A 19,542-nucleotide genomic window follows, 5' to 3' on the forward strand; every position below is an offset into this window, starting at 1 on the left:
GCTAGAACTCCACGACGATGTACTGGCCCTCGACCGAGATGCCGAAAGTCTCGGCGACATAGGGGCCTGCGACCAGCGTCTCGCCGGGCTCGACGCTGAGGTCGTAAGGCTTCGTCCGGAACTTCCGGGGATCGCACCAGGACTGGCCGGTGCGCAGGTCGAACTCCCAGCTATGCCAAGGGCAGCGGACGAACTCGCCCGGCCGCGAATGGCAGAATTTCCCCGGCTCCTTCGAGGTCGTCAGCCCGACCGTCGCACCGGTGGCAAGGCTACCGCCCTGATGCGGGCAGGTATCGGATATGCCGAACAGCTCGCCATTGACGTTGAAGACTGCGATCGCCCGACCCTGCACATGGACGAGCTTCTGCGATCCCGGCGGGATTTCCGCCAGAGCGGCGACGACATGCTTTCCCACGATACTCCATCCCAACGGGCGCCGGATTACTCCTCCCCGGCACCGCAACTTCCTTGATATTGTTAGGAGTGCAAGCTAACAGTTTAAAACAATATGCGCAACATTGTTTTGTAATTTAGCGTGCGACTTGACGTTGAGCCTCTCCTGCGGCACAACAAAATTGAACAGGAACGAGTTCGCCGATGGCCTCCAATCGCGTAACAATTCAGGATCTTGCCGACAATCTCGGCCTTTCGAAATTCTCCGTGTCGCGCGCTCTTTCCGGCAAGCCAGGCGTGGGGGAAGCGACCCGAAACCGTGTCATCCGGGCAGCCCATTCGATGGGTTATCGCGTCAACCAGGATGTGAACTACACGGTCGGGCACATCCTCTTCATCCGCCAGGAAATCGATCCCGTCAGCAGCGAGCTCTGGCTGAACATCATGCACGGCGCGGAGCGGGAAGGCGAAAGGCTTGGGTTTGCAATCCTCCCCCGCCAGGCGCGCCACCTGAACGATGCGGCGCAGCTGGAATCCTCCGTGGTCGGGATCATCCTGGCCGTGCCGCGGCCGTCCGAATGGTCCGCACTTGCCGTCAGAACCGGCGTGCCGGTCGTTTGCGCCAGCTATGCCAGCCCGATGGAACATATCGACCAAGTGGTCGGCGCAGACTGGGAATCCGGCTACGGCGTTGCCCAGATGCTGCTGAAACTTGGCCACCGCAACATGGCTTTCGTGCACGGCAGCGCAACTCCCATGGGCCGCGCCGAGCGCTTCCGCGGCTTTCGCGACGGTGCCTCGACGGCTGACGACACTCATGTGGACGATATCGTCTTCGATGAATCGGAAGGCTTCCGCAGCGCCTTTTTTCGCTATCTGCGCGCCGGAAAGGAGCCAACCGCTCTCTTTTGTGCCCATGACGGCATCGCCATTGCGGTGATATCGGAGCTGCTGCGTCTCGGGATTCGCGTCCCGGAAGACATCTCGGTCGTGGGTTTCAATGATTTCGCCTCGGCCATGCATATGTCACCGCGCCTTACGACGGTTCGGACACCTCAGGTGGAAATGGGCGCCGCAATGGTTCGCTGCATCGCGGAAAGGCTGGCAAGCACCGAGGCGCGCAACCGACCGCCGGTGCGTCTTGCGCTGGTTTCCGAGATCATCGAGCGCGAATCCGCCGCAGAAGCCGGCAAGACCGACTGGCTGCCGCGCGTTCTTGCGATCGCAGGCTGACCCCGAGCTCTACCGCCCGAGCACCCCGTTTATCCGATCACCCGAGCCATGTTTGCCTGGCCGCACATTCCTGCAGCTTGACATTTGCCGATCGCGCTGCAATTCTAATCAGAATTAACAAGGTTCATATTTGAATAGGAAGGATTTCGAGTATGAATCTGGCGCCTCAGGGGGGGTCGGAGTTGCAGGAAGACGATGACAAAAACCAACCTAACAATTAAGCGCAAATAAACGCAACTATATTGCGTTAAATGTTGACGCAAAGCGCAGATGGCGCTTATGCTGATTGCGGGGTGAGGAGGAGGAAGGCCTTGTCCACAAAGGGATTCATCGAGGCCGGCGCGCTGCGGAGGCTGCGTGCCCGCATGGCAATCGGGAGGAGATTGAAATGCTGCAGAAATATCGTGCATTGTTAGGCGCAACCGGGCTGGCCTTCACTCTGGCTCAACCCGCCTTTGGCGCGGAAAAGGCGGAGGTCCTGCATTGGTGGACCACGGAAGCGCAGTCGAAAGCCGTGAAGGTTTTCGCCGATGCGTTCAACGCCGCCGGCGGCCAATGGGTCGACAACGCGATCGTCAACGGCGACGTCGCCAAGCCGACCGGCATCAACCGCATTGTCGGCGGCAATCCGCCGACCGTGATGATGATGAATGCCGGAAAGCAGTTCGGCGAACTGGCCGATCAGGGCCTGCTCAACAATCTCGATGACGTCGCCGCCGCCGATAGCTGGAAGAAATCGCTTCCCGCCGACGTGCTGGAAGCCGTGAGCCGCGACGGGCATATCTATGCCGTGCCGGTGAACCTGCAGACGCCGAACTGGCTCTGGTACAACAAGGCGCTTTTCGAGAAATTCGGCGTGCAGGAGCCGAAAACCTGGGAAGAATTCTTCGCGGCGGCCGATAAGTTCAAGGCCGGCGGCATCATTGCGCTCGCCTTTGGCGCCCAGCCCTGGCAGCAACATCAGCTTTTCAACGGCGTGCTAGTCGGCGCCGGCGGGCGCGATCTCTACCTTGCCGTCTTCCGCGACAAGAACCCCGACGCTACCAAGACGCCGGAATTCAAACGCGTTGCCGAGACCTATGCGAGGATCCGCGACTATACGGACCCGGGCACTCCCAACCGCTCGTTCAACGAGGCCGCATCCATGCTGATCACCGGCAAGGCCGCGATGCACATCATGGGCGACTGGGAAAAGGGCGAGTTCACCGCCGCCGGCTGGGTCGCCGGCAAGGACTATGGCTGTGTGCTCGGCCTTGGCCAGCAGAACCTCCTGATGGATTCCAACGTTTTCATCATGCCGAAAGGCAAGTCGGAAAACGTCGCCAAGGCACAGGCCCTGATGGCGAAGGTCATGTTGGACAAGGACGTGCAGGTGAAGTTCAACAACCTCAAGGGCTCCATGCCCGTCCGCAACGACGTCGACACGTCCGGCCTCGATGCCTGCTCGAAGATCGGCCTTGAAGTGCTTAAGGACCCGAACAAGCAGTTCGCCGGTCCCGACTGGCTGGCAGGCGCCGACATGCTGAACTCGCTCGCCGACGTCGTGGTCGAATATTGGGCGACGCCCTCCGAGACTCCGGATCAGTTCGCCGCCAAATATGCGGCAGTGCTTTCCGAATTTCAGGAATAACAACTTCCCGCCACCTCGGGCGGCAGGCGGCTGCCGCTCTTTTTCGCAGTCCACTCCCGGGAAGTTCCGATGAAGCAGCGTCCCATCCGCTGGAGCGTTTATGCCGGTCTCACGCCGGCGATCCTGATCGTCGTGTTCGCCTATATCGGCACGATCGTCTGGACGGTCGGCATATCCTTCACCGATTCCCGCATGCTGCCCGTCGCCCGTTTTGCCGGCTTCAACCAGTATGTCCGCCTCTTCGGCACCGAGCGGTGGCTGACCTCGATCCAGAACATGGTGATCTTCGGCGTGCTGATGATCGGCATCTCGCTCGTCCTCGGTTTCCTGCTTGCCGTCGCGCTCGACCAGCGCATCCGCGCCGAAGGTTTCCTGCGCACCGTCATCCTCTATCCCTATGCGATGAGCTTCATCGTTACCGGCCTCGTGTGGCAATGGATCCTGAACCCGACGCTCGGCATCGAGCAGACCGTCCGAGGCTGGGGTTTCGAGAATTTCCGTTTCGACTGGATCATCCAGAAGGAAACGGCGATCTATTGCGTCGTGCTCGCCGGCGTCTGGCATGCGGCGGGCCTCGTCATGGCGATCATGCTAGCCGGGCTTCGCGGCATCGATCCGGATCTATGGAAAGCCTCGCGCATCGATGGCATCAAGCCCTGGCGTTGCTACTGGCACATCGTCGTGCCGATCCTGCGGCCGAGCTTCATCAGCGCGACGGTTCTTCTCTCGCTCGGCGTCGTCAAGCTCTACGACCTGGTTCTAGTGCTGACCGGCGGCGGTCCCGGCTTCTCATCCGACGTACCTGCCAAATTCGTGATGGATTACCTGTTCCAGCGCCAGAACATCGGCCTTGCGACGGCGGCCGCCACGACCCTGCTAATCACCGTGCTCTGCGTCCTGACCCCTTGGCTCTATGCGGAATACTTCAGCGCCGAGAAGCGGAAGGACTAGGCCGATGACCACCCCCGAGACCAGGATACGCAGCGTTAGGATGGGAGAAGGTCCGAGCGGCCCGGCTCCGAAGAGCCTGAGCCCCGCCCGCATCGGGATCTATGCATTTCTCGTCATCTCGGCACTGTTCTTCCTGCTGCCGCTCTATGTGATGGTCGTCACGTCCATCAAGCCGATGGAGGAGATACGCCTCGGCGGTCTTTTCGCCCTGCCGACAACTGTGACATTCGAACCCTGGGTCAAGGCCTGGTCCAGTGCCTGCACCGGCCTCGATTGCCGCGGCATCAGCCCGGGCTTCTGGAATTCGGTGAAAATCCTCGTCCCGTCCGTCATCTGCTCTATCTTCGTCGGCGCTTTGACCGGTTACGCCCTCTCCTTCTGGCGCGCTCGCGGTGCGAACCTGCTGTTCGCAGCACTGTTGCTCGGGGCTTTCCTGCCCTATCAGGTCTTCATCTATCCGCTGGTGCGCATCTATTCGGCGACCGGCCTGTTCAGCACGATCTACGCGCTGGTGCTGACACATGTCATCTTCGGCCTGCCGGTGATGACGCTGCTCTTCCGCAATTATTATGCCGGCATACCGATCGACCTTTTCAAGGCGGCGCGTGTCGATGGCGGACGGTTCTTCTCAATCTTCTTCCGGTTGATGCTGCCAATGTCGATCCCGATGCTGGTCGTCGCCGTCATCCTGCAGGTCACGGGCATCTGGAACGACTTCATCATGGGGCTCACCTTCGGCGGCCTCGCCAACCGCCCGATGACGGTGCAGCTCACCAACCTTGTTGCGCCGACGGAGGGCGAGATCGCCTACAACGTCAACATGGCGGCCACCATCATGACCGCCGCCGTTCCGCTCGTCGTATATTTCATCTCGGGCCGCTGGTTCGTGCGCGGCATCGCTGCCGGCGCAGTCAAAGGGTAAGCATTCATGTCCAGCGTTTCCATCCGGAACCTGCAAATCTCCTTCGGTGCGCTGAACGTGCTCGAAACGCTCAACCTCGACGTGGAGGAAGGCGAGTTCATCGTTCTGCTCGGTCCTTCCGGCTGTGGCAAATCCACTTTGCTCAATGCGATTGCGGGTCTCCTGGACATCGCCGAGGGACAGATCTGGATCGACGGCCGCAACGTCACCTGGGCCGAACCGCATGAACGCGGCATCGGCATGGTTTTCCAGTCTTATGCGCTCTATCCGCGCCTGACGGTGGAAGGAAACCTCTCCTTCGGGCTCAGGATGTCCGGAATGCCGAAGGCCGAGATCGCCGAACGTGTTTCGGAAGCGGCGCGCATTCTCCAGCTCGAGCATTTGCTGCAACGCCAGCCGGCACAGCTCTCGGGCGGCCAGCGCCAGCGCGTCGCGATCGGACGTGCGTTGGTCCGTAACGCGAAAGTGCTGCTCTTCGACGAGCCGCTTTCCAATCTTGACGCCAAGCTGCGCACCGAGCTGCGCGTCGAGATCAAGCGGCTGCACAAGAGCCTCGGCTCAACGATGATCTTCGTCACCCATGATCAGGTCGAGGCGCTGACGCTCGCCGACCGCGTCGCCGTCATGCACAAGGGCGTCATCCAGCAGCTTGCGACGCCCAAGGAAATCTACCAACGGCCGATCAACCGCTTCGTCGCCGGTTTCGTCGGCTCGCCGCAGATGAATTTCCTGCCCGGCACCCTGATCCGGCAAGAAAATACGACATGCTTCCGCCTGCGGGACGGCAGCGAAGTGAACTTGGCAGGCTACGTGTTTTCGCGACCGTTCGCCGACGGGCAAACGGCAACGCTCGGAATCCGTCCGGAACAGGCCCTGTTACGCCCCACCGAACGCCAGTATCCGGACCGGCTGGAGGCCGTTCTCACCATCGAAGAGCCCATGGGACCGGATACGCTTCTCTGGGGCACGCTTGCCGGCGAAAGCTTCTCGGTGAGGATTTCTTCGGACCAGACGCCGGTCATCGGGGCAAAGACCGATATTTACGTGAACATGGCTCAGGCATCGCTGTTCGACGAGGCGGGGGACAGATTGTGAAGGCCCTCCTCCATAACCTCCGGCATGCGCTGCCGCCTTTATCGCAGCAGGCTCTGGCCACCGTCGATCCAGACCGGCGACCCTGTGATGTGACGGGAGTGATCGGACGCCAGAAAGGTCACGATCTCGGCGACGTCTTCGCTCGTGCCGGCCTTGCCGCCGGTAATCGGGATGTCGCCTTCCGGCCAGACGACCGGAATGCGCGCGGCATCCTGGTTCCGCTTGATCGTGCTGTCCGGAATGTTCGTGGCGATCAGGCCGGGGCACACCGCATTGATGCGGATACGGGACTTGCCGAGCTCCAGGGCAAGCTGCTGCACCATGGCAAGCTGCGCCGCCTTGGTGGCGGCATAGGCGGTCGCTCCCGCGGTCGTGAACGTGCGCGTGCCATTGATCGAGGACACCACAACGATCGATCCGCCTCCGGCTGCCTTCAGATGCGGCACGGCATAGTGGATCGTAAGATAGGTGCCGCGCAGGTTGACGGCGATCGTCTTGTCCCATTCGTGCGGCTGCATGTCATCGATCGGCGCCCATACCCCGTTGATGCCCGCATTGGCGACCACGATGTCGAGTTGTCCCCAGGCCGAAACCATAGTGTCGATCGCGACCTTCATGTCGCCTTCGAGGCTGACATCGGCGGTGAGCGCCAGTGCTTTGCCACCGGCCGCCTCGATCTCCTCCTTCGTCTTGAGGATCTCGCTCTCCGTCCTGCTGAGCACCGCGACCTTGGCGCCACGGGCCCCCAGCATGATCGCCGACGCCTTTCCGATGCCGGATCCCGCCCCCGTCACCAGCACCACCTTTCCTGTGAAATCCATAGCCGATCCTCCATCCGGATTGAGCGGAAAACCTCGTTATTTTTCTCCGCAACATGGAGATGGTTTTACAAAACATTTCATCCGCTTTCCAGCATAAGTTTTTGTTTTCGAAAGATTTTCTTTCAAATGGCCGCCGCCCCGCAGCGGCCACACAACCCAGAAGGAGATTGACCATGGCGACAGCCGTCCAGACTGCCAAGCCCCCGCGGATCATGCACACGATGATCCGGGTCGGGGACCTCCAGCGTTCGATTGACTTCTATTCGAAGCACTTCGGCATGGATGTCATCCGCACGATCGACGTGCCGGAAGGCAAGTACACCAACGTCTTCATCGGCTATGGCGCCGAAAAGACCGATCCCATGATCGAGCTCACCTACAATTACGGCGTTGAGACCTATGAAAAAGGCACCGGCTTCGGCCATCTCGCCGTCGGTGTGCCGGATATCTACGCGGCCTGCGAAGCGATGCGCAAGGAGGGCGTCAGAATCATCCGCGAGCCCGGCCCGGTCAAGTTCGGCACCACGGTCATCGCCTTTGTCGACGATCCGGACGGCTACCGCATCGAACTCATCCAGGAAAGCAAGTAACTCGGAGTTTTGACGATGGAATATACCAAACTCGGCAAATCGGGTCTTGAGGTCTCGCGCATCTGCCTCGGATGCATGACCTTCGGCGAACCCGATCGAGGCAACCCGAAATGGACGCTTGCCGAAGAGGACAGCCGCCCCCTGATCAGGAAGGCGATCGAACTCGGCGTCAACTTCTTCGACACGGCAAATATCTATTCGAACGGTTCGAGCGAGGAAATCGTCGGCCGGGCGCTCAAGGACTTCGCCAAGCGCGATGAGATCGTGCTCGCGACCAAGATCAATTCGCCGTTGCGCGAGGGCCCGAATGCGAAGGGCCTGTCGCGCAAGGCGATCATGCAGGAGATCGATCACAGCCTGCGCCGTCTCGGTACCGATTACGTGGATCTCTACCAGATCCATCGCTGGGATCCGGTTACGCCGATCGAGGAGACGCTCGAGGCCCTGACAGACCTCATCAGGATCGGCAAGGTTCGTTATATCGGCGCTTCTTCCATGCATGCCTGGAAGTTCGCCAAGTCGCTCTACCTTTCGGATCGGAAGGGCTGGGCGCGCTTCATCTCGATGCAGAATCACTACAACCTGCTCAACCGCGAGGAAGAGCGGGAAATGGTGCCGCTCTGCGCTGCGGAAGGCGTCGGCCTCATTCCGTGGAGCCCGCTCGCCCGTGGTCTTCTCGCCCGCGAGGACGATCATGAGTCTGTCCGAAAAGGGACAGACATCCTGCGCCCTGTCCTCTACGGCGATACGGAAGAGGCGGATGCGAAAGTCATCAACGCGGTCGCCAACGTCGCGAAGCGCCATGGCGTGCCTCGCGCCCGCATCGCCATCGCCTGGCTGCTTTCCAATCCCGCCGTTGCCGCACCGATCGTGGGCGTCAGCCGCGAAAGCCAGATCGTCGACGCGGTCGAGGCCGTCTCGATCAAGCTGACGCCGGAGGACATCAAGGAACTCACGGAGCACTACGTGCCCCACAAGATCATGGGCTTCGAATGAGAAAGGCCGGTCACCCGAAGTGGCCGGCCCCTTCATAAAACCCGGAGAGTACCAAAACCGGCCCTCGCGGCCGGTCTTCCTGTCAGATGTTTTCGTCGAAGAACGGTGCCGGTACGCCGGCTACGGGCGCGCGCATGGCAAAGAGGCTGCCGGATGTCGGAAACTGTGCCATCTCTTCCGGAGGTCTGCGGCTTCCCGCCGTCGTAACGAACAGAGTGCGCATATCCGGGCCGCCGAAGGCCGGCATGGTCGGGCATTTCACTGGCACGGGATATTCTGCCATCAGTTTGCCTGCCGGCGAGAAGCGCTGGACGACGGCGCCACCGAAGATCGCCACCCAGTAACACCCTTCGACGTCGACGGAAGCTCCGTCGGGCCGCGCCGCCGGATTGTCCGGGATATCGATCACTACCCGCTCCCCGGAAATCGTGCCGTTCCTCCCGTCGAAATCGCGGGCCGTGACCTTGGAAACCGGCGAATCCACGTGATAGAGCGTCTTGCCGTCCGGCGAAAATGCCAGGCCGTTCGATGTCATCAACCCCTCGATCAACGGCACGAGGCCATTTCGGTCGTAGCGATAGAGTTTCGCCTTGTTCTGACGGGATTCGTCGACCGTACCGGCATAAAAACGGCCGTCCGGGCCGACCCGGCCATCGTTGAAGCGACTGAATTCGATGCCTTCCGGATTGTCCGCGAGCTTTCCTATCGGATTGCCTTGCCGGTCTAGCCGCCAGATACCGGATCTCAGACCGGCGACAAAACCGCCGTCGCGGATGAGGCCGATGCAGCCGATCTCTTCGGACTGCATGAAGCGCTGGAGCTCGCCGGTGGCGGGATCGAAACGGTTGATCGACGGACCGCGGATATCGACAAAATAGAGCACTCCTTCAGCTTCGCTCCAGACCGGGCTTTCGCCGAGCTGAGAGCGGCTGTCACAGACGAGGCTGAATGCCTTGTCATCGAGCGTGGCGTTTTCCATGGACGGGCCTCACTTCGCAGCCTTGTTCCGGAGCCACTCCTCGTATTCGGTCCGCGCATCGTCATGCAGCGGGTAGTAGCGCTTGAGTTCGCCGCCAGCGAGAAGCTTCTCCTTGGAAAACTCCTCCCATTCATGATGAGTCGAAGCACGCCTTATGAGCTCTTCCGCATGGCTGACGGGCACGACTACGGCGCCATCGTCATCTGCAACGATTATGTCGCCAGGCATGACGAACACGCCGCCGCAAGAGATCGGCACGTTGACGCCCCAAGGCATCAGATCGGTCTGGGTGTGGAAGTTCGGGGTCAGGCCACGGATCCACATTCCGATGTCCAGATGCTTGGCGTTCGGGTAGTCGCGCAAGCATCCGTCGATCACCACCCCGGCACCGCCCTTGCCCTTGAAATAGGTGAGCATCATCTCGCCGAAGATGCCGCTCTTCATGTCGCCGCGGGCGTCCACGACCACGACGTCACCCGGCTGGGTATGGTAGAGGACGTGCCTGTGAAGTTGCTTTTCCGGCTGAGCATATTCGTCCGCGTCCTGAAGATCTTCGCGTTTGGGCACGAACTGCAGCGTCAGCGCCGGACCGCACATCACGGTCCCCTCCCGGCGAGAAACCGGCCCGCAGATATGCGTATTGCGGATGCCCATCTTGCTGAGCTGGCTCGATGACGTCGCAGCGCCGATCTTCTTGATCGCCTCGACCCATTCGCGCGGCGGCCGTTTGATATCCTGTGTCTCGATCATGGTATTCCCTGTGTTTTCGCCCTCGCCGCTCCCTCGGGGAGCCGCTTGGAAAAGCGTTCAAGTGGTCGAAAATTCCGAGCCGCAACAGCACCCGCAATCGTCCTGACGAGCGGAGCGCCGAGCGCGGCGGAACGTGCCTCATTCGAGCTATTTCAATGTCATCCCTCCCAGGAGGCTGGCTCCCACCGGCCTACATCAGTTCATATTTAAACTGACACTATTCATTTCAGAATGAATGTTGACAAAGCCGGTGTCAATGAGGGAATGGTGTCATTGATGAAAAAATCGGATATTGCTCCAAATGGGAATTTGCTTCATTCGAAACTGAATGATGGCCAGGGATATCTGATGAGCGACGAGAGCAGCCAAGACGACAAGGACAAGAACGGCGTCCCGGTATTGGAGAGGATGATGGAGATTCTGTCTTCCCTTGAACTCCAGCCGGCCGGCGAAACCATTCGCGGCCTTTCAGAGCAGCTTTCCGTGCCTCGCAGCACGGTCTACCGTATTCTGAACACGCTGCATGCCCATAACATGGTGCAGCGGCGGCTCGACGGCACCTATGTGCTGGGTCCCCGGCTGCTCAGCCTCGCCTCCAAGGTCCGCTCCGAGGCAACCTTCGATCTCTTGGCAGTCGCTCAACCGACCATGAAGAAACTCGCGGAAACAAGCGGCGAGGCCAACAAGCTTTCGGTGCTCGACAACCAGGCCGTTGTCGTGGTCGCGTCCTTCGCCGGCCAGGGGCAATATGCTCTCAACCCGGCGATCGGCCAGTCCTTCCCGCTCCATGCCGGCGCCGCGAGCAAGATGCTGCTTGCCCATATGGAGCCGGAAACCATCCGCAAATTCCTGGCGACCCCGCTGAAGAAATATACGCCGCGCACGATTACCGACGCAGCCAAGCTTTCGACGGAACTCAACCGCATCCGCAAGCAGGGATGGGCAAGCGACCGCGGCGAGCATGGCGGCAGCGTCTGGGCAGTCGCGGCACCGGTCACCACGCCCTCGGGACGCGTCATTGCGGCGCTGAGCATTCCCTATCTGGCCGCCGACAAGGAAAATGACGAGCGCGACAGGCTGCGCGACATGGTGATCGAGGCGGCCGTCGAGATTTCCAGCAGTATTCCGGATATTTGATCGAGCCGCCGAACCGGCTCAGCGGGAGGACGAATTGAAGATCATCGATGTCAAATGCGCGCTCCTGGGGCGCCACCCCGTCGTGCGCCTTGTAACCGACGAAGGGCTTTCCGGTTACGGTCAGGTCGAATTCTGGAAACCCTATGCCAAGGAACACATCCTGCTGCTGCGCGACATGATCCTCGGCATGGACCCGACCGATGTGGAGCGGGTCATGCTTCGCATCCGCCACCGCGGCGCCTTCAAGCCCTGGGGCAGCGCGATCAGCGCAATCGAGATGGCCTGCTGGGATCTCGCCGGCAAGGCGGCCGGCATACCGGTCTACAAACTGCTCGGCGGCAAGGTGCGCGACCGGGTCCGGGTCTATAACGGCGGGGTCCGGTTTCCGATGAACGGCTGGGGACCGGACGACTATGCGGCCGACGTGAAGAAGATGATGGATTCGCCTGAAGGCTTCACCATCATCAAACAGCCCATCGCCTTCCATAGTCCGATGGCCCGCCAGGTGCCGGATTTCCACTACGGCGAAGTGACGACGAGGCCCACGCCCGGACTCAGGGATACCGGCTATCTGACCGAAAAGGGATTCCACCATGTCGTCGCCTGCGTCGAGGCGATGAAGGAGGTCACCGGCGACAAGGTGGGGCTGGCGCTCGACTGCGGCCCTGGCTGGACCCTGCCGGACGCGAAGAAATTCGCCAAGGCGGTGGAGCCGCTCAACCTGATGTGGATCGAGGATATCCTGACCGGCGACCAGTCGCCCTATGTGGGGGCACCTGCCTATCGCGACCTGACGATGAGCACGTCGACACCGATCCACACCGGCGAACAGATCTATCTGCGTCAGAATTTCCGGGAACTGATCGAGACGCGCGCCGTCAGCATTTTAGGCCCCGATCCCTGCGACGTGGGCGGCATCGCCGAGCTGAAGCGCGTCGCCGAGTATGCCGAAATCCACGGGCTTCTGTTTGCGCCGCATGGCACCGCAAACGGCGTACTCGGACTTGCGGCGCTCGTCCAGGTCTCCGCCACCCTTCCCCAGAACTACATCGCGTTCGAAATCCCGATCGGCGAACCCGACTGGTGGTACGAGATCGTCGAGGGACTGCCGAATCCGATCGTCAAGGACAGTTTCGTCGACGTCTGGGACCGGCCGGGGATGGGCGTCGATTTCGTCATCGATAAGGCGATTGCCTACCTTGCCGAAGAGGATCGCGGTTTCTTCGACTGAACCGGCCACGGAACCGTGCCATCAGGTGCAACGCCGCAATGGCGTGGCTCGATGCAGGCTGCCGTCCAGAACCATGCCGCATGAGCGAACTTTCCCCATATTCGGTCTTTTTTGCTTTTCCCGCCAATGCCGCTTGACAGATCAAAAAACCGAACTCATTCTATTTAGAACATGATGAATTCATATTTGAACTGATTATGTCGGGATGCAAAGGAGGAATGCATGCCCATCCGAGTCGGAATGACGCTTTCAGGCGAACGGCTGAACCGCGACAACGCGAAGTTCGCCCAGCAGCTCGGCATCGAGGATGTCGTCGTTCACCTCGGCCGCTACAAGCGCGCCGAAGACCCGCAGCCTTATCTGGCGGGCGGCCAGCCCGGACCTATCCTCGGAGACTGCACCGAAGAGACGCTCTGGACCTACGACTACATGAAGAGCGTCGTCGACATGCTCGGCGAATACGGGCTGAAGATCGCCGCGATGGAGAATTTCGCACCGAACTTCTGGTCCGACATCCTGCTCGACGGTCCGGAAAAGGTGCGGCAGATGGATGGTCTCAAGCGTCTCATCGAGGACGCCGGCCGTGCCGGCATCAAGGTCATCGGCTACAATTTTTCGATCGCCGGCGTCTGGGGCTGGCGGCGTCTGCCGGTCGGCCGCGGCGGCGCCGTGACTTCAGTCTTCGATGCCGCGAGTTTCGACGCACAGGCGCCGATCCCGGACGGCATGGTCTGGAACATGCGTTATCGCCCGAGCGTGGCAGGCGCCATGCCACTGAAGGTTTCGGAAACCGAACTGTGGCAGCGGCTCGAATGGTTCCTGAAGGAACTCGTCCCGGTCGCGGAAGCAGCAGGAGTTCGCCTTGCCGCTCATCCGGACGATCCGCCGATGGAGACGCTTCGCGGTACGGCACGCCTCGTAAACCAGCCGTCGAAATACGACCGTCTGGTGTCGATCGTGGAGAGCCCGTCGAACGCTCTGGAATTCTGCATCGGCTCGCTGCAGGAAATGACCACCGGCAACGTCTATGAGACGACGCGCCGTTTCGCCCGCGCCAAGCGGATTGCCTACGTCCATTTCCGCAACGTCAGGGGCAAGGTTCCCCGCTACGAAGAGACTTTCGTCGACAACGGCGATGTCGATATGGCGGAAATCGTCCGCATTCTGCGCGACGAGGATTTCGACGGCGTCATGGTCCCCGATCACGTGCCTGACTTGCACAGCAACGCCCCCTGGCATGCCGGCATGGCCTATACGATCGGTTACATGCGGGCGCTCGTCAGCCACGCCCATCTGCTCGGTGCGTCCGCGACGCCGATTTCCATTCACGACGCGATCACCCGGGAGGCGGTGTAGCCGTCGTCAGCGATACGAATTCTAGGGAGGAGAATGTCATGAAGCGCAGAACGAAAATGCTCGTCACCGGCCTTGCCCTGTTGCTGTCGCAGGCAGCTCACACGTCCGCGGCCGATCTCGTCTGGTGGACGATGAATTGGAACGAGCAGAAAGCGAAGGACTATGCCGCCGAGTTCATGAAGGAGAACCCGGGCGTCAATGTCCGCGTCGAGGCGAACGTGGCGGGCGGCCTGCAGAGCCGGATCCTTGTCGCGCTGCAATCCGGCAGCACGCCGGACCTGATCGACGTTCAGAACGGCGCCAATGTCCCGCTCGCCGAGACCGGCAAGCTCGAGCCCCTGCGCGACCGGCTGACGACGGCCGGCGTGAAATTCGACGACATCCTGCCCGCCAGTCTCGATACAGCCACCTACAACGGACAGCTCTACGGCCTGCCCTTCCAGGCGGAAGCCCATGCGCTGATCTATAACAAGGGTGCCTTCAAGGAGGCCGGACTCGATCCGGAAAAGCCGCCGCAAACCTGGGCGGAGTTCGTGGACGCCGCCAAGAAGCTGACCGGCAAGAACAGCAAGGGCCAGCAGGTCTATGGTTACGGTGTCTCCGGCGGTGGTGCCGACCAGCCCGGCAACGCACTGTTCCGTTCCCTGCCCTTCATGTGGATGAACGGCGGCGGCATTCTCGGTCCCGACAACAAGGAAGTCATCATCAATTCGCCGGCCTCGGTGGAGGGCGTGAAGCTCTATGTCGATCTCTTCACCACCTACAAGGTCTCGCCGCCTTCGACGCTCGAGAACGACTCCAATGCCCTGCGTCGTCTCTTCCAGGTGGGCAACGTGGCGATGATCCCCGGCGCCACCTCCGATATCGAGCGCATTCGTGCAGCCGCGCCGGATATCGAGCTTGGCGTCGGCCCGCTGCCGCATCCGGAAGGCAAGGATCCCGCCGTCATACTCGGCGGCTGGAACTTCATCATTCCGAAAGACGCGCCGAACAAGGACGCGGCGATCAAGCTCGCGGCCTTCATGTCGAAGCCGGAGCGGCAGGCCGCCTATACGACCACCTTCCCCGCCGCCATGTCGGGTTTGAACGACAAGCGTTTCGCCGATCCGATCATGGACGCGCACAAGGAAATGCTGAAATATGCGCGTCCGCAGCCGACAATCCCGCAATGGGGCCAGATCGGGCAGATCTACTACAATCACCTCCAGGAAGCGCTGCTGCAGAGCAGCACTGTTCAGGAAGCCATGGACGCCGCGGCAACCGAGATCAAGACGCTTCTGTCACAGTGATACGCGTCACAGTTGATCCAGGAAACAAGGTGGAAGCGCCCGATCTCGTCCGGGTTGGGCGCATAACGTTCGGACTTCCCATGACATTGCGAAACATCAGTCCCGGCATCTGGTTCATCCTGCCGACCATGCTGCTTCTGGCGGCCCTGATCGTCTATCCGATGCTTTCGACCGCCGAGCTTAGCGTCACAGATGCAAACGGCGCCTTCTCAGGCATGCGGAATTTCAACGTCGCCATCAGTGCGCCGTCCACCAGGCTGATCCTTTTCAATACCGCCTACTACGTCATCGGCTCCGTAGTCTTCCAGCTCCTGCTCGGGGTTCTGGCCGGCATCCTGCTGAACCAGCATTTTTCCGGCCGATCGCTGGTGCGCTCCCTGATGCTGATCCCATGGGTGGTGCCGGGCATCGTCGCCGCCATGACCTGGGCCTGGATGTTTCATACCGACTACGGCATCATCAACTACATGCTGATGCAGGTCGGAATCATCTCCGAACCCATCGGCTGGCTTACCAATCCCAACACCGTGATGCCGGCGCTGATCGCGGTCAACGCCTGGAAGATGTTCCCCTTCGTGGCGGTCATGGTGCTCGCCGGCCTGCAATCCGTTCCGGAAGAGCTGTACGAGGCGGTCAGGGTCGATGGCGCCGGTTTCTGGCACGAGATCTGGCATATCATGCTGCCGCAGCTCAGGCCGGTGCTCGTGTCCATCACCCTGCTCCTCACCATATGGGCGCTGGACGGCATCACGATCATCTACTCGATCACCGGCGGTGGCCCCGCCAATCGCTCGATGATCTTTCCGATCCAGATCTATGTGCAGGCGTTCGAGTATTTCGAGTTCAACCGCGCCGCGGCGCTCTCGGTGCTCTATTTCCTGTTCATCTCGGTCATCATCGTGCTCTACATGCGCGTCTTCGCGGCGCAAGAAAAGGACTGAGCCATGAAGGACTCACGCCGCACTCTTCTCATCTCCATGCCGGTCGCGTTCCTGGTAATCGTCGCTGTCTTCCCGTTCCTCTGGATGGCCGTTTCCGCCTTCAAGCCGCTCTCGCAGCTCTACACGATCCCGCCGCAATGGCTGCCCGATCCGCCGACGCTGGTGAACTTCAAGAACGTCCTCTTCGAATCGAACATCCCGCGCTATTTCGTCAACAGCCTGATCATCTCGATCGGCTCCACGTTCCTGGCGCTCGTCTTCGCCGTCTTCGCCGCCTATGGCTTTGCCCGCTTCGATTTCCGTGGCCGCTCGGCGGCGCTTGCCTTCGTGCTGATCGGACAGCTTTTGCCGACGGCAACCGTCATCGTGCCGCTTTACATCGTTCTCAACTATCTCGGCCTGATCAATACCTATCTCGGCCTGATCCTCGTCTACCTCATCCTCACCCTTCCCTTGAGCGTCTGGATGCTGACAGGCTATTTCCGCGGCATTCCCAAGGAGCTCGAGGATGCGGCGATCATCGACGGCGCTTCGCAGCTCGGCGTGCTGTTCCGGATCTCCCTGCCGCTCGTCACTCCGGGCATCATCGCGGTGACGCTCTATTCCTTCGTCGCCACCTGGAACGAATTCGTCTTCGCCCTTTCCTTCGCGACCGAGAAGGAAATGAAGACGCTGCCGATCGGGCTCGCGGAATTTTCGACCGAGTTCGACACCGACTGGGGCGCGGTCATGGCCGCATCCTTCGTCATGACGCTGCCGATCGCGCTCATCTTCCTGGTGATGCAGCGCATGTTCGTCAGCGGCCTCATGTCCGGCGCGACGAAGGGCTGACGGAAACCGAAATTGGGAGGAGGATAGCCTTGGCTCAGGTTGCATTGAACAAGCTGGTGAAGAAATACGGGGCCTATCAAGCACTCCACGAGGTCGACATGACCGTGGAGAACGGAGAGTTCGTCGTTCTGGTCGGGCCCTCCGGCTGCGGAAAATCGACTCTCCTGCGGATGATCGCCGGGCTGGAGGAAATTTCCGGCGGCACGATCAGCATAGGCGGCCGCGTCGTCAATACGGTCCGGCCGAAGGAACGAGACATCGCCATGGTCTTCCAGTCCTACGCGCTCTACCCCCATATGACCGTTCGCAAGAACATGAGCTTCGCCCTGAAGCTTGCGGGCGTCGCACAGCCCGAGATCGACAAGGCGGTGGAACGCGCTGCGGCAATTCTCGGTCTCGAACCGCTGCTCGGCCGTAAACCGAAACAGCTTTCGGGCGGCCAGCGCCAGCGTGTCGCCATGGGCCGGGCGATCGTCCGCAATCCGCAGGTCTTCCTGTTCGACGAACCGCTTTCGAACCTCGACGCCAAGCTGAGGGTCCAGATGCGCGCGGAGATCAAGGAACTGCACCAGCGGCTCGGCGCGACCACCGTCTACGTCACCCACGACCAGATCGAGGCCATGACCATGGCGGACAAGATCGTCGTCATGCGCGACGGCCATATCGAACAGATCGGCCACCCGCTCGAACTTTATGACCGCCCGGCCAACCGCTTCGTTGCCGGTTTCATCGGCTCGCCGGCGATGAATTTCATCGAGGGGCAGATGGATGCTTCGGGTACCGATCGCTTTGTCGCATCGGATGGTACGGCGATCCCCGTCTCCGCCAGGCTCGGCATCCTGAAAGGAAGTCCCGCGGTGCTGGCGATCCGTCCGGAGGATCTGTCGATCGTCGCGGAAAATACTCCAGGCGCCTTCCCCGGCATGATCTCGGTCGTCGAAACGACGGGACCCGAGACGATCGTCATCACCAATGGCTGCGGAACGCGGCTCTCCGTCGTGATCAAAGAGCGTCCGCGATTGAAGCTGGGCGAAAAGGTCTGGCTGTCGGCGGATGCCTCAAAACTGCATTTCTTCGAGACTTCGAAAGAGGGCCGCCGGCTCGCCGCATAGCTTATGAAATCGGTGACGCCATGATCAGCCGTGACGCGAAGCGGCCATCACCAGCATCGCGGCCGTTACCGGTGCTCGACAAGACCACCTCGGAACCCGAAACTTTCGTCTGGATCGCCTTCGAAGCTTCCGTCGTGCGCCATACGCACCTATCCGGCGAAAGGCGCGGATATCCGCTCCCCTGGATCAAGGCCGCCGGATATTGGCGCAGGGCAAGGCGGACGCCCACGAGAGGATCGAGGACTCGGTAAAATTCCCGGTTGCCGAGACCGCTGGCAAAGTCTTCCCGAGTCGGCGTAAACTGCGGTCCGTGCCGCACGCATATCCGACGCCAGCCAACAGGGAGCTTTCTTGACCATCGGACTTGCCCATGCCGAGCTGATCGCGGTGCTTTCCGCCGTCACGCGCGAGGAGCCGCGCGTCATGACGATCAGATCCGGAGACGCCCTGCCCTCAGGTCCCTTCGAACTGGGACACAGAAGCCTTCAGGCGGGCCTCAGGGAATGGGTGCGGGACCAGACAGGCCATCCCCTCGGATATCTGGAGCAGCTCTACACCTTTGCCGATCGCGACCGCACGCAGGAGAACGCCGGTGGCCGGACGATTTCCATCAGCTATCTCGGGCTGGTTCGCGAGCAGGCGGCACCCGGGGCCGGAAAGCCGGAATGGCACGGCTGGTACGAGTATTTTCCCTGGGAGGATCACCGGAAAGGAAGGCCGGACGTTCTTTCCGCCATAACCGGCCGATTGCAGGACTGGGCGGATGCCGAGCCGACACACCGCGAACATCGCCGGCGCCGCATCGATTTCACCTTCGGCCTCCAAGATGCGGCCTGGAACGAGGATTTCACGCTCCAGCGCTATGAACTGATGTACGAAGCCGGGCTTGTGATCGAAGCCGGCTGCGCATCCGGGCGAAGTCTCGGCCGGCAGATGTTCGCCGATCACCGCCGCATTCTCGCGACCGCGATCGCCCGGCTGCGAGCCAAGATCAAATACCGGCCGGTCGTCTTCGAACTGATGCCGGAGAAATTCACTCTCCTGCAACTGCAGCGCACTGTCGAAGCGCTGGCCGGGCTGACGCTGCACAAGCCGAACTTCCGCCGGCTGATCGACCAGCAGGAGCTGATCGAGGAGACGGGCGAAATGACGACCGAGACCGGCGGCCGGCCAGCCAAGCTCTTTCGTTACCGGCACGCGGTGCTCGAGGAGCGGGCACTTTCCGGCTCGAAACTTCCTCTCTCGCGCAATTGACATAAACTCGATTCGAGAATATGTCTTTGCG

The 19,542-nt window shown here is 61.0% G+C and carries 19 protein-coding genes; 15 read left to right on the forward strand and 4 right to left on the reverse strand.

Annotation, left to right across the window (positions count from 1 at the left end; translation table 11 throughout):
* Position 1 precedes the first annotated feature (1 nt).
* Positions 2 to 415, reverse strand: a complete 414-nt coding sequence (locus ACMGE0_RS20835; protein ID WP_436817802.1) for a Rieske (2Fe-2S) protein — start codon at positions 413 to 415, stop codon at positions 2 to 4.
* Between the two features lie 182 nt (positions 416 to 597).
* Between ACMGE0_RS20835 and ACMGE0_RS20840 the strand changes: the two genes are divergently transcribed.
* The 5 genes from ACMGE0_RS20840 (at position 598) to ACMGE0_RS20860 (ending at position 6,224) form a co-directional block, all read left to right on the forward strand.
* Positions 598 to 1,626: a LacI family DNA-binding transcriptional regulator gene (locus ACMGE0_RS20840; protein WP_436817803.1), complete on the forward strand. Its 1,029-nt coding sequence runs from the start codon at positions 598 to 600 to the stop codon at positions 1,624 to 1,626.
* Between the two features lie 388 nt (positions 1,627 to 2,014).
* Positions 2,015 to 3,256, forward strand: coding sequence for an ABC transporter substrate-binding protein (locus ACMGE0_RS20845; RefSeq protein ID WP_436817804.1), 1,242 nt, complete (start codon positions 2,015 to 2,017; stop codon positions 3,254 to 3,256).
* A gap of 69 nt (positions 3,257 to 3,325) precedes the next feature.
* A complete protein-coding gene (locus ACMGE0_RS20850; protein ID WP_436817805.1) occupies positions 3,326 to 4,207 on the forward strand; it encodes a carbohydrate ABC transporter permease in 882 nt (293 codons plus the stop codon).
* Between the two features lie 4 nt (positions 4,208 to 4,211).
* Positions 4,212 to 5,129: a carbohydrate ABC transporter permease gene (locus tag ACMGE0_RS20855; RefSeq protein ID WP_436817806.1), complete on the forward strand. Its 918-nt coding sequence runs from the start codon at positions 4,212 to 4,214 to the stop codon at positions 5,127 to 5,129.
* 6 nt (positions 5,130 to 5,135) lie between these two features.
* Positions 5,136 to 6,224: an ABC transporter ATP-binding protein gene (locus tag ACMGE0_RS20860; RefSeq protein WP_436817807.1), complete on the forward strand. Its 1,089-nt coding sequence runs from the start codon at positions 5,136 to 5,138 to the stop codon at positions 6,222 to 6,224.
* A 38-nt stretch (positions 6,225 to 6,262) separates the two neighbouring features.
* On the opposite strand, the gene ACMGE0_RS20865 is transcribed toward ACMGE0_RS20860, so the two are convergent.
* Complete coding sequence (locus tag ACMGE0_RS20865) at positions 6,263 to 7,045, reverse strand: SDR family oxidoreductase (RefSeq protein WP_436817808.1); 783 nt, start codon at positions 7,043 to 7,045, stop codon at positions 6,263 to 6,265.
* 173 nt (positions 7,046 to 7,218) lie between these two features.
* Between ACMGE0_RS20865 and gloA the strand changes: the two genes are divergently transcribed.
* A complete protein-coding gene (gloA, locus tag ACMGE0_RS20870) occupies positions 7,219 to 7,635 on the forward strand; it encodes a lactoylglutathione lyase (RefSeq protein ID WP_436817809.1) in 417 nt (138 codons plus the stop codon).
* A 15-nt stretch (positions 7,636 to 7,650) separates the two neighbouring features.
* Positions 7,651 to 8,631 carry an aldo/keto reductase gene (locus ACMGE0_RS20875; protein ID WP_436817810.1) on the forward strand — a complete coding sequence of 327 codons (981 nt, stop codon included), beginning with the start codon at positions 7,651 to 7,653 and terminating at the stop codon, positions 8,629 to 8,631.
* A gap of 82 nt (positions 8,632 to 8,713) precedes the next feature.
* Here ACMGE0_RS20875 and ACMGE0_RS20880 read toward each other — a convergent pair whose 3' ends face one another.
* Together ACMGE0_RS20880 and ACMGE0_RS20885 are read right to left on the reverse strand one after the other, a co-directional pair.
* Positions 8,714 to 9,610 carry an SMP-30/gluconolactonase/LRE family protein gene (locus ACMGE0_RS20880; RefSeq protein ID WP_436817811.1) on the reverse strand — a complete coding sequence of 299 codons (897 nt, stop codon included), beginning with the start codon at positions 9,608 to 9,610 and terminating at the stop codon, positions 8,714 to 8,716.
* A gap of 9 nt (positions 9,611 to 9,619) precedes the next feature.
* Entirely contained in the window at positions 9,620 to 10,360 is a 741-nt protein-coding gene (locus tag ACMGE0_RS20885; protein WP_436817812.1) for a ribonuclease activity regulator RraA, read from the reverse strand.
* 348 nt (positions 10,361 to 10,708) lie between these two features.
* On the opposite strand from ACMGE0_RS20885, the gene ACMGE0_RS20890 reads away from it, so the two are divergent.
* From ACMGE0_RS20890 to ACMGE0_RS20925, 8 genes are all read left to right on the forward strand, one after another.
* On the forward strand, positions 10,709 to 11,497 hold the full coding sequence (locus ACMGE0_RS20890; RefSeq protein ID WP_436817813.1) for an IclR family transcriptional regulator: 789 nt from the start codon (positions 10,709 to 10,711) through the stop codon (positions 11,495 to 11,497).
* Positions 11,498 to 11,531: 34 nt separating this feature from the next.
* Positions 11,532 to 12,728, forward strand: coding sequence for a mandelate racemase/muconate lactonizing enzyme family protein (locus ACMGE0_RS20895; protein WP_436817814.1), 1,197 nt, complete (start codon positions 11,532 to 11,534; stop codon positions 12,726 to 12,728).
* A gap of 222 nt (positions 12,729 to 12,950) precedes the next feature.
* Positions 12,951 to 14,084, forward strand: coding sequence for a mannonate dehydratase (locus tag ACMGE0_RS20900; protein ID WP_436817815.1), 1,134 nt, complete (start codon positions 12,951 to 12,953; stop codon positions 14,082 to 14,084).
* Between the two features lie 38 nt (positions 14,085 to 14,122).
* A complete protein-coding gene (locus ACMGE0_RS20905; protein ID WP_436817816.1) occupies positions 14,123 to 15,373 on the forward strand; it encodes an ABC transporter substrate-binding protein in 1,251 nt (416 codons plus the stop codon).
* An 80-nt stretch (positions 15,374 to 15,453) separates the two neighbouring features.
* Positions 15,454 to 16,314 (forward strand): carbohydrate ABC transporter permease, encoded by an 861-nt coding sequence (locus ACMGE0_RS20910; RefSeq protein WP_436817817.1) that lies wholly within the window; start codon positions 15,454 to 15,456, stop codon positions 16,312 to 16,314.
* 3 nt (positions 16,315 to 16,317) lie between these two features.
* Positions 16,318 to 17,145, forward strand: a complete 828-nt coding sequence (locus tag ACMGE0_RS20915; protein WP_436817818.1) for a carbohydrate ABC transporter permease — start codon at positions 16,318 to 16,320, stop codon at positions 17,143 to 17,145.
* A gap of 29 nt (positions 17,146 to 17,174) precedes the next feature.
* Positions 17,175 to 18,257 (forward strand): ABC transporter ATP-binding protein, encoded by a 1,083-nt coding sequence (locus tag ACMGE0_RS20920; RefSeq protein ID WP_436817819.1) that lies wholly within the window; start codon positions 17,175 to 17,177, stop codon positions 18,255 to 18,257.
* 351 nt (positions 18,258 to 18,608) lie between these two features.
* The gene (locus ACMGE0_RS20925) at positions 18,609 to 19,511 is read left to right on the forward strand and encodes an NUDIX hydrolase (protein WP_436817820.1); all 903 of its coding nucleotides are present in this window, start codon (positions 18,609 to 18,611) and stop codon (positions 19,509 to 19,511) included.
* The last annotated feature ends 31 nt before the right edge of the window (positions 19,512 to 19,542 follow it).

It is taken from the genome of Neorhizobium descurainiae (assembly GCF_051400715.1).
GTDB lineage: Bacteria > Pseudomonadota > Alphaproteobacteria > Rhizobiales > Rhizobiaceae > Neorhizobium.

Coding starts and splice junctions, on each gene's coding strand:
- ACMGE0_RS20840 (WP_436817803.1), top strand. CDS start 598: ATGGCCTCCAATCGCGTAACAATTCAGGATCTTGCCGACAATCTCGGC.
- ACMGE0_RS20890 (WP_436817813.1), top strand. CDS start 10,709: ATGAGCGACGAGAGCAGCCAAGACGACAAGGACAAGAACGGCGTCCCG.
- ACMGE0_RS20900 (WP_436817815.1), top strand. CDS start 12,951: ATGCCCATCCGAGTCGGAATGACGCTTTCAGGCGAACGGCTGAACCGC.
- ACMGE0_RS20910 (WP_436817817.1), top strand. CDS start 15,454: ATGACATTGCGAAACATCAGTCCCGGCATCTGGTTCATCCTGCCGACC.
- gloA (WP_436817809.1), top strand. CDS start 7,219: ATGGCGACAGCCGTCCAGACTGCCAAGCCCCCGCGGATCATGCACACG.
- ACMGE0_RS20865 (WP_436817808.1), bottom strand. CDS start 7,045: ATGGATTTCACAGGAAAGGTGGTGCTGGTGACGGGGGCGGGATCCGGC.
- ACMGE0_RS20845 (WP_436817804.1), top strand. CDS start 2,015: ATGCTGCAGAAATATCGTGCATTGTTAGGCGCAACCGGGCTGGCCTTC.
- ACMGE0_RS20880 (WP_436817811.1), bottom strand. CDS start 9,610: ATGGAAAACGCCACGCTCGATGACAAGGCATTCAGCCTCGTCTGTGAC.
- ACMGE0_RS20905 (WP_436817816.1), top strand. CDS start 14,123: ATGAAGCGCAGAACGAAAATGCTCGTCACCGGCCTTGCCCTGTTGCTG.
- ACMGE0_RS20875 (WP_436817810.1), top strand. CDS start 7,651: ATGGAATATACCAAACTCGGCAAATCGGGTCTTGAGGTCTCGCGCATC.
- ACMGE0_RS20860 (WP_436817807.1), top strand. CDS start 5,136: ATGTCCAGCGTTTCCATCCGGAACCTGCAAATCTCCTTCGGTGCGCTG.
- ACMGE0_RS20850 (WP_436817805.1), top strand. CDS start 3,326: ATGAAGCAGCGTCCCATCCGCTGGAGCGTTTATGCCGGTCTCACGCCG.
- ACMGE0_RS20885 (WP_436817812.1), bottom strand. CDS start 10,360: ATGATCGAGACACAGGATATCAAACGGCCGCCGCGCGAATGGGTCGAG.
- ACMGE0_RS20915 (WP_436817818.1), top strand. CDS start 16,318: ATGAAGGACTCACGCCGCACTCTTCTCATCTCCATGCCGGTCGCGTTC.
- ACMGE0_RS20855 (WP_436817806.1), top strand. CDS start 4,212: ATGACCACCCCCGAGACCAGGATACGCAGCGTTAGGATGGGAGAAGGT.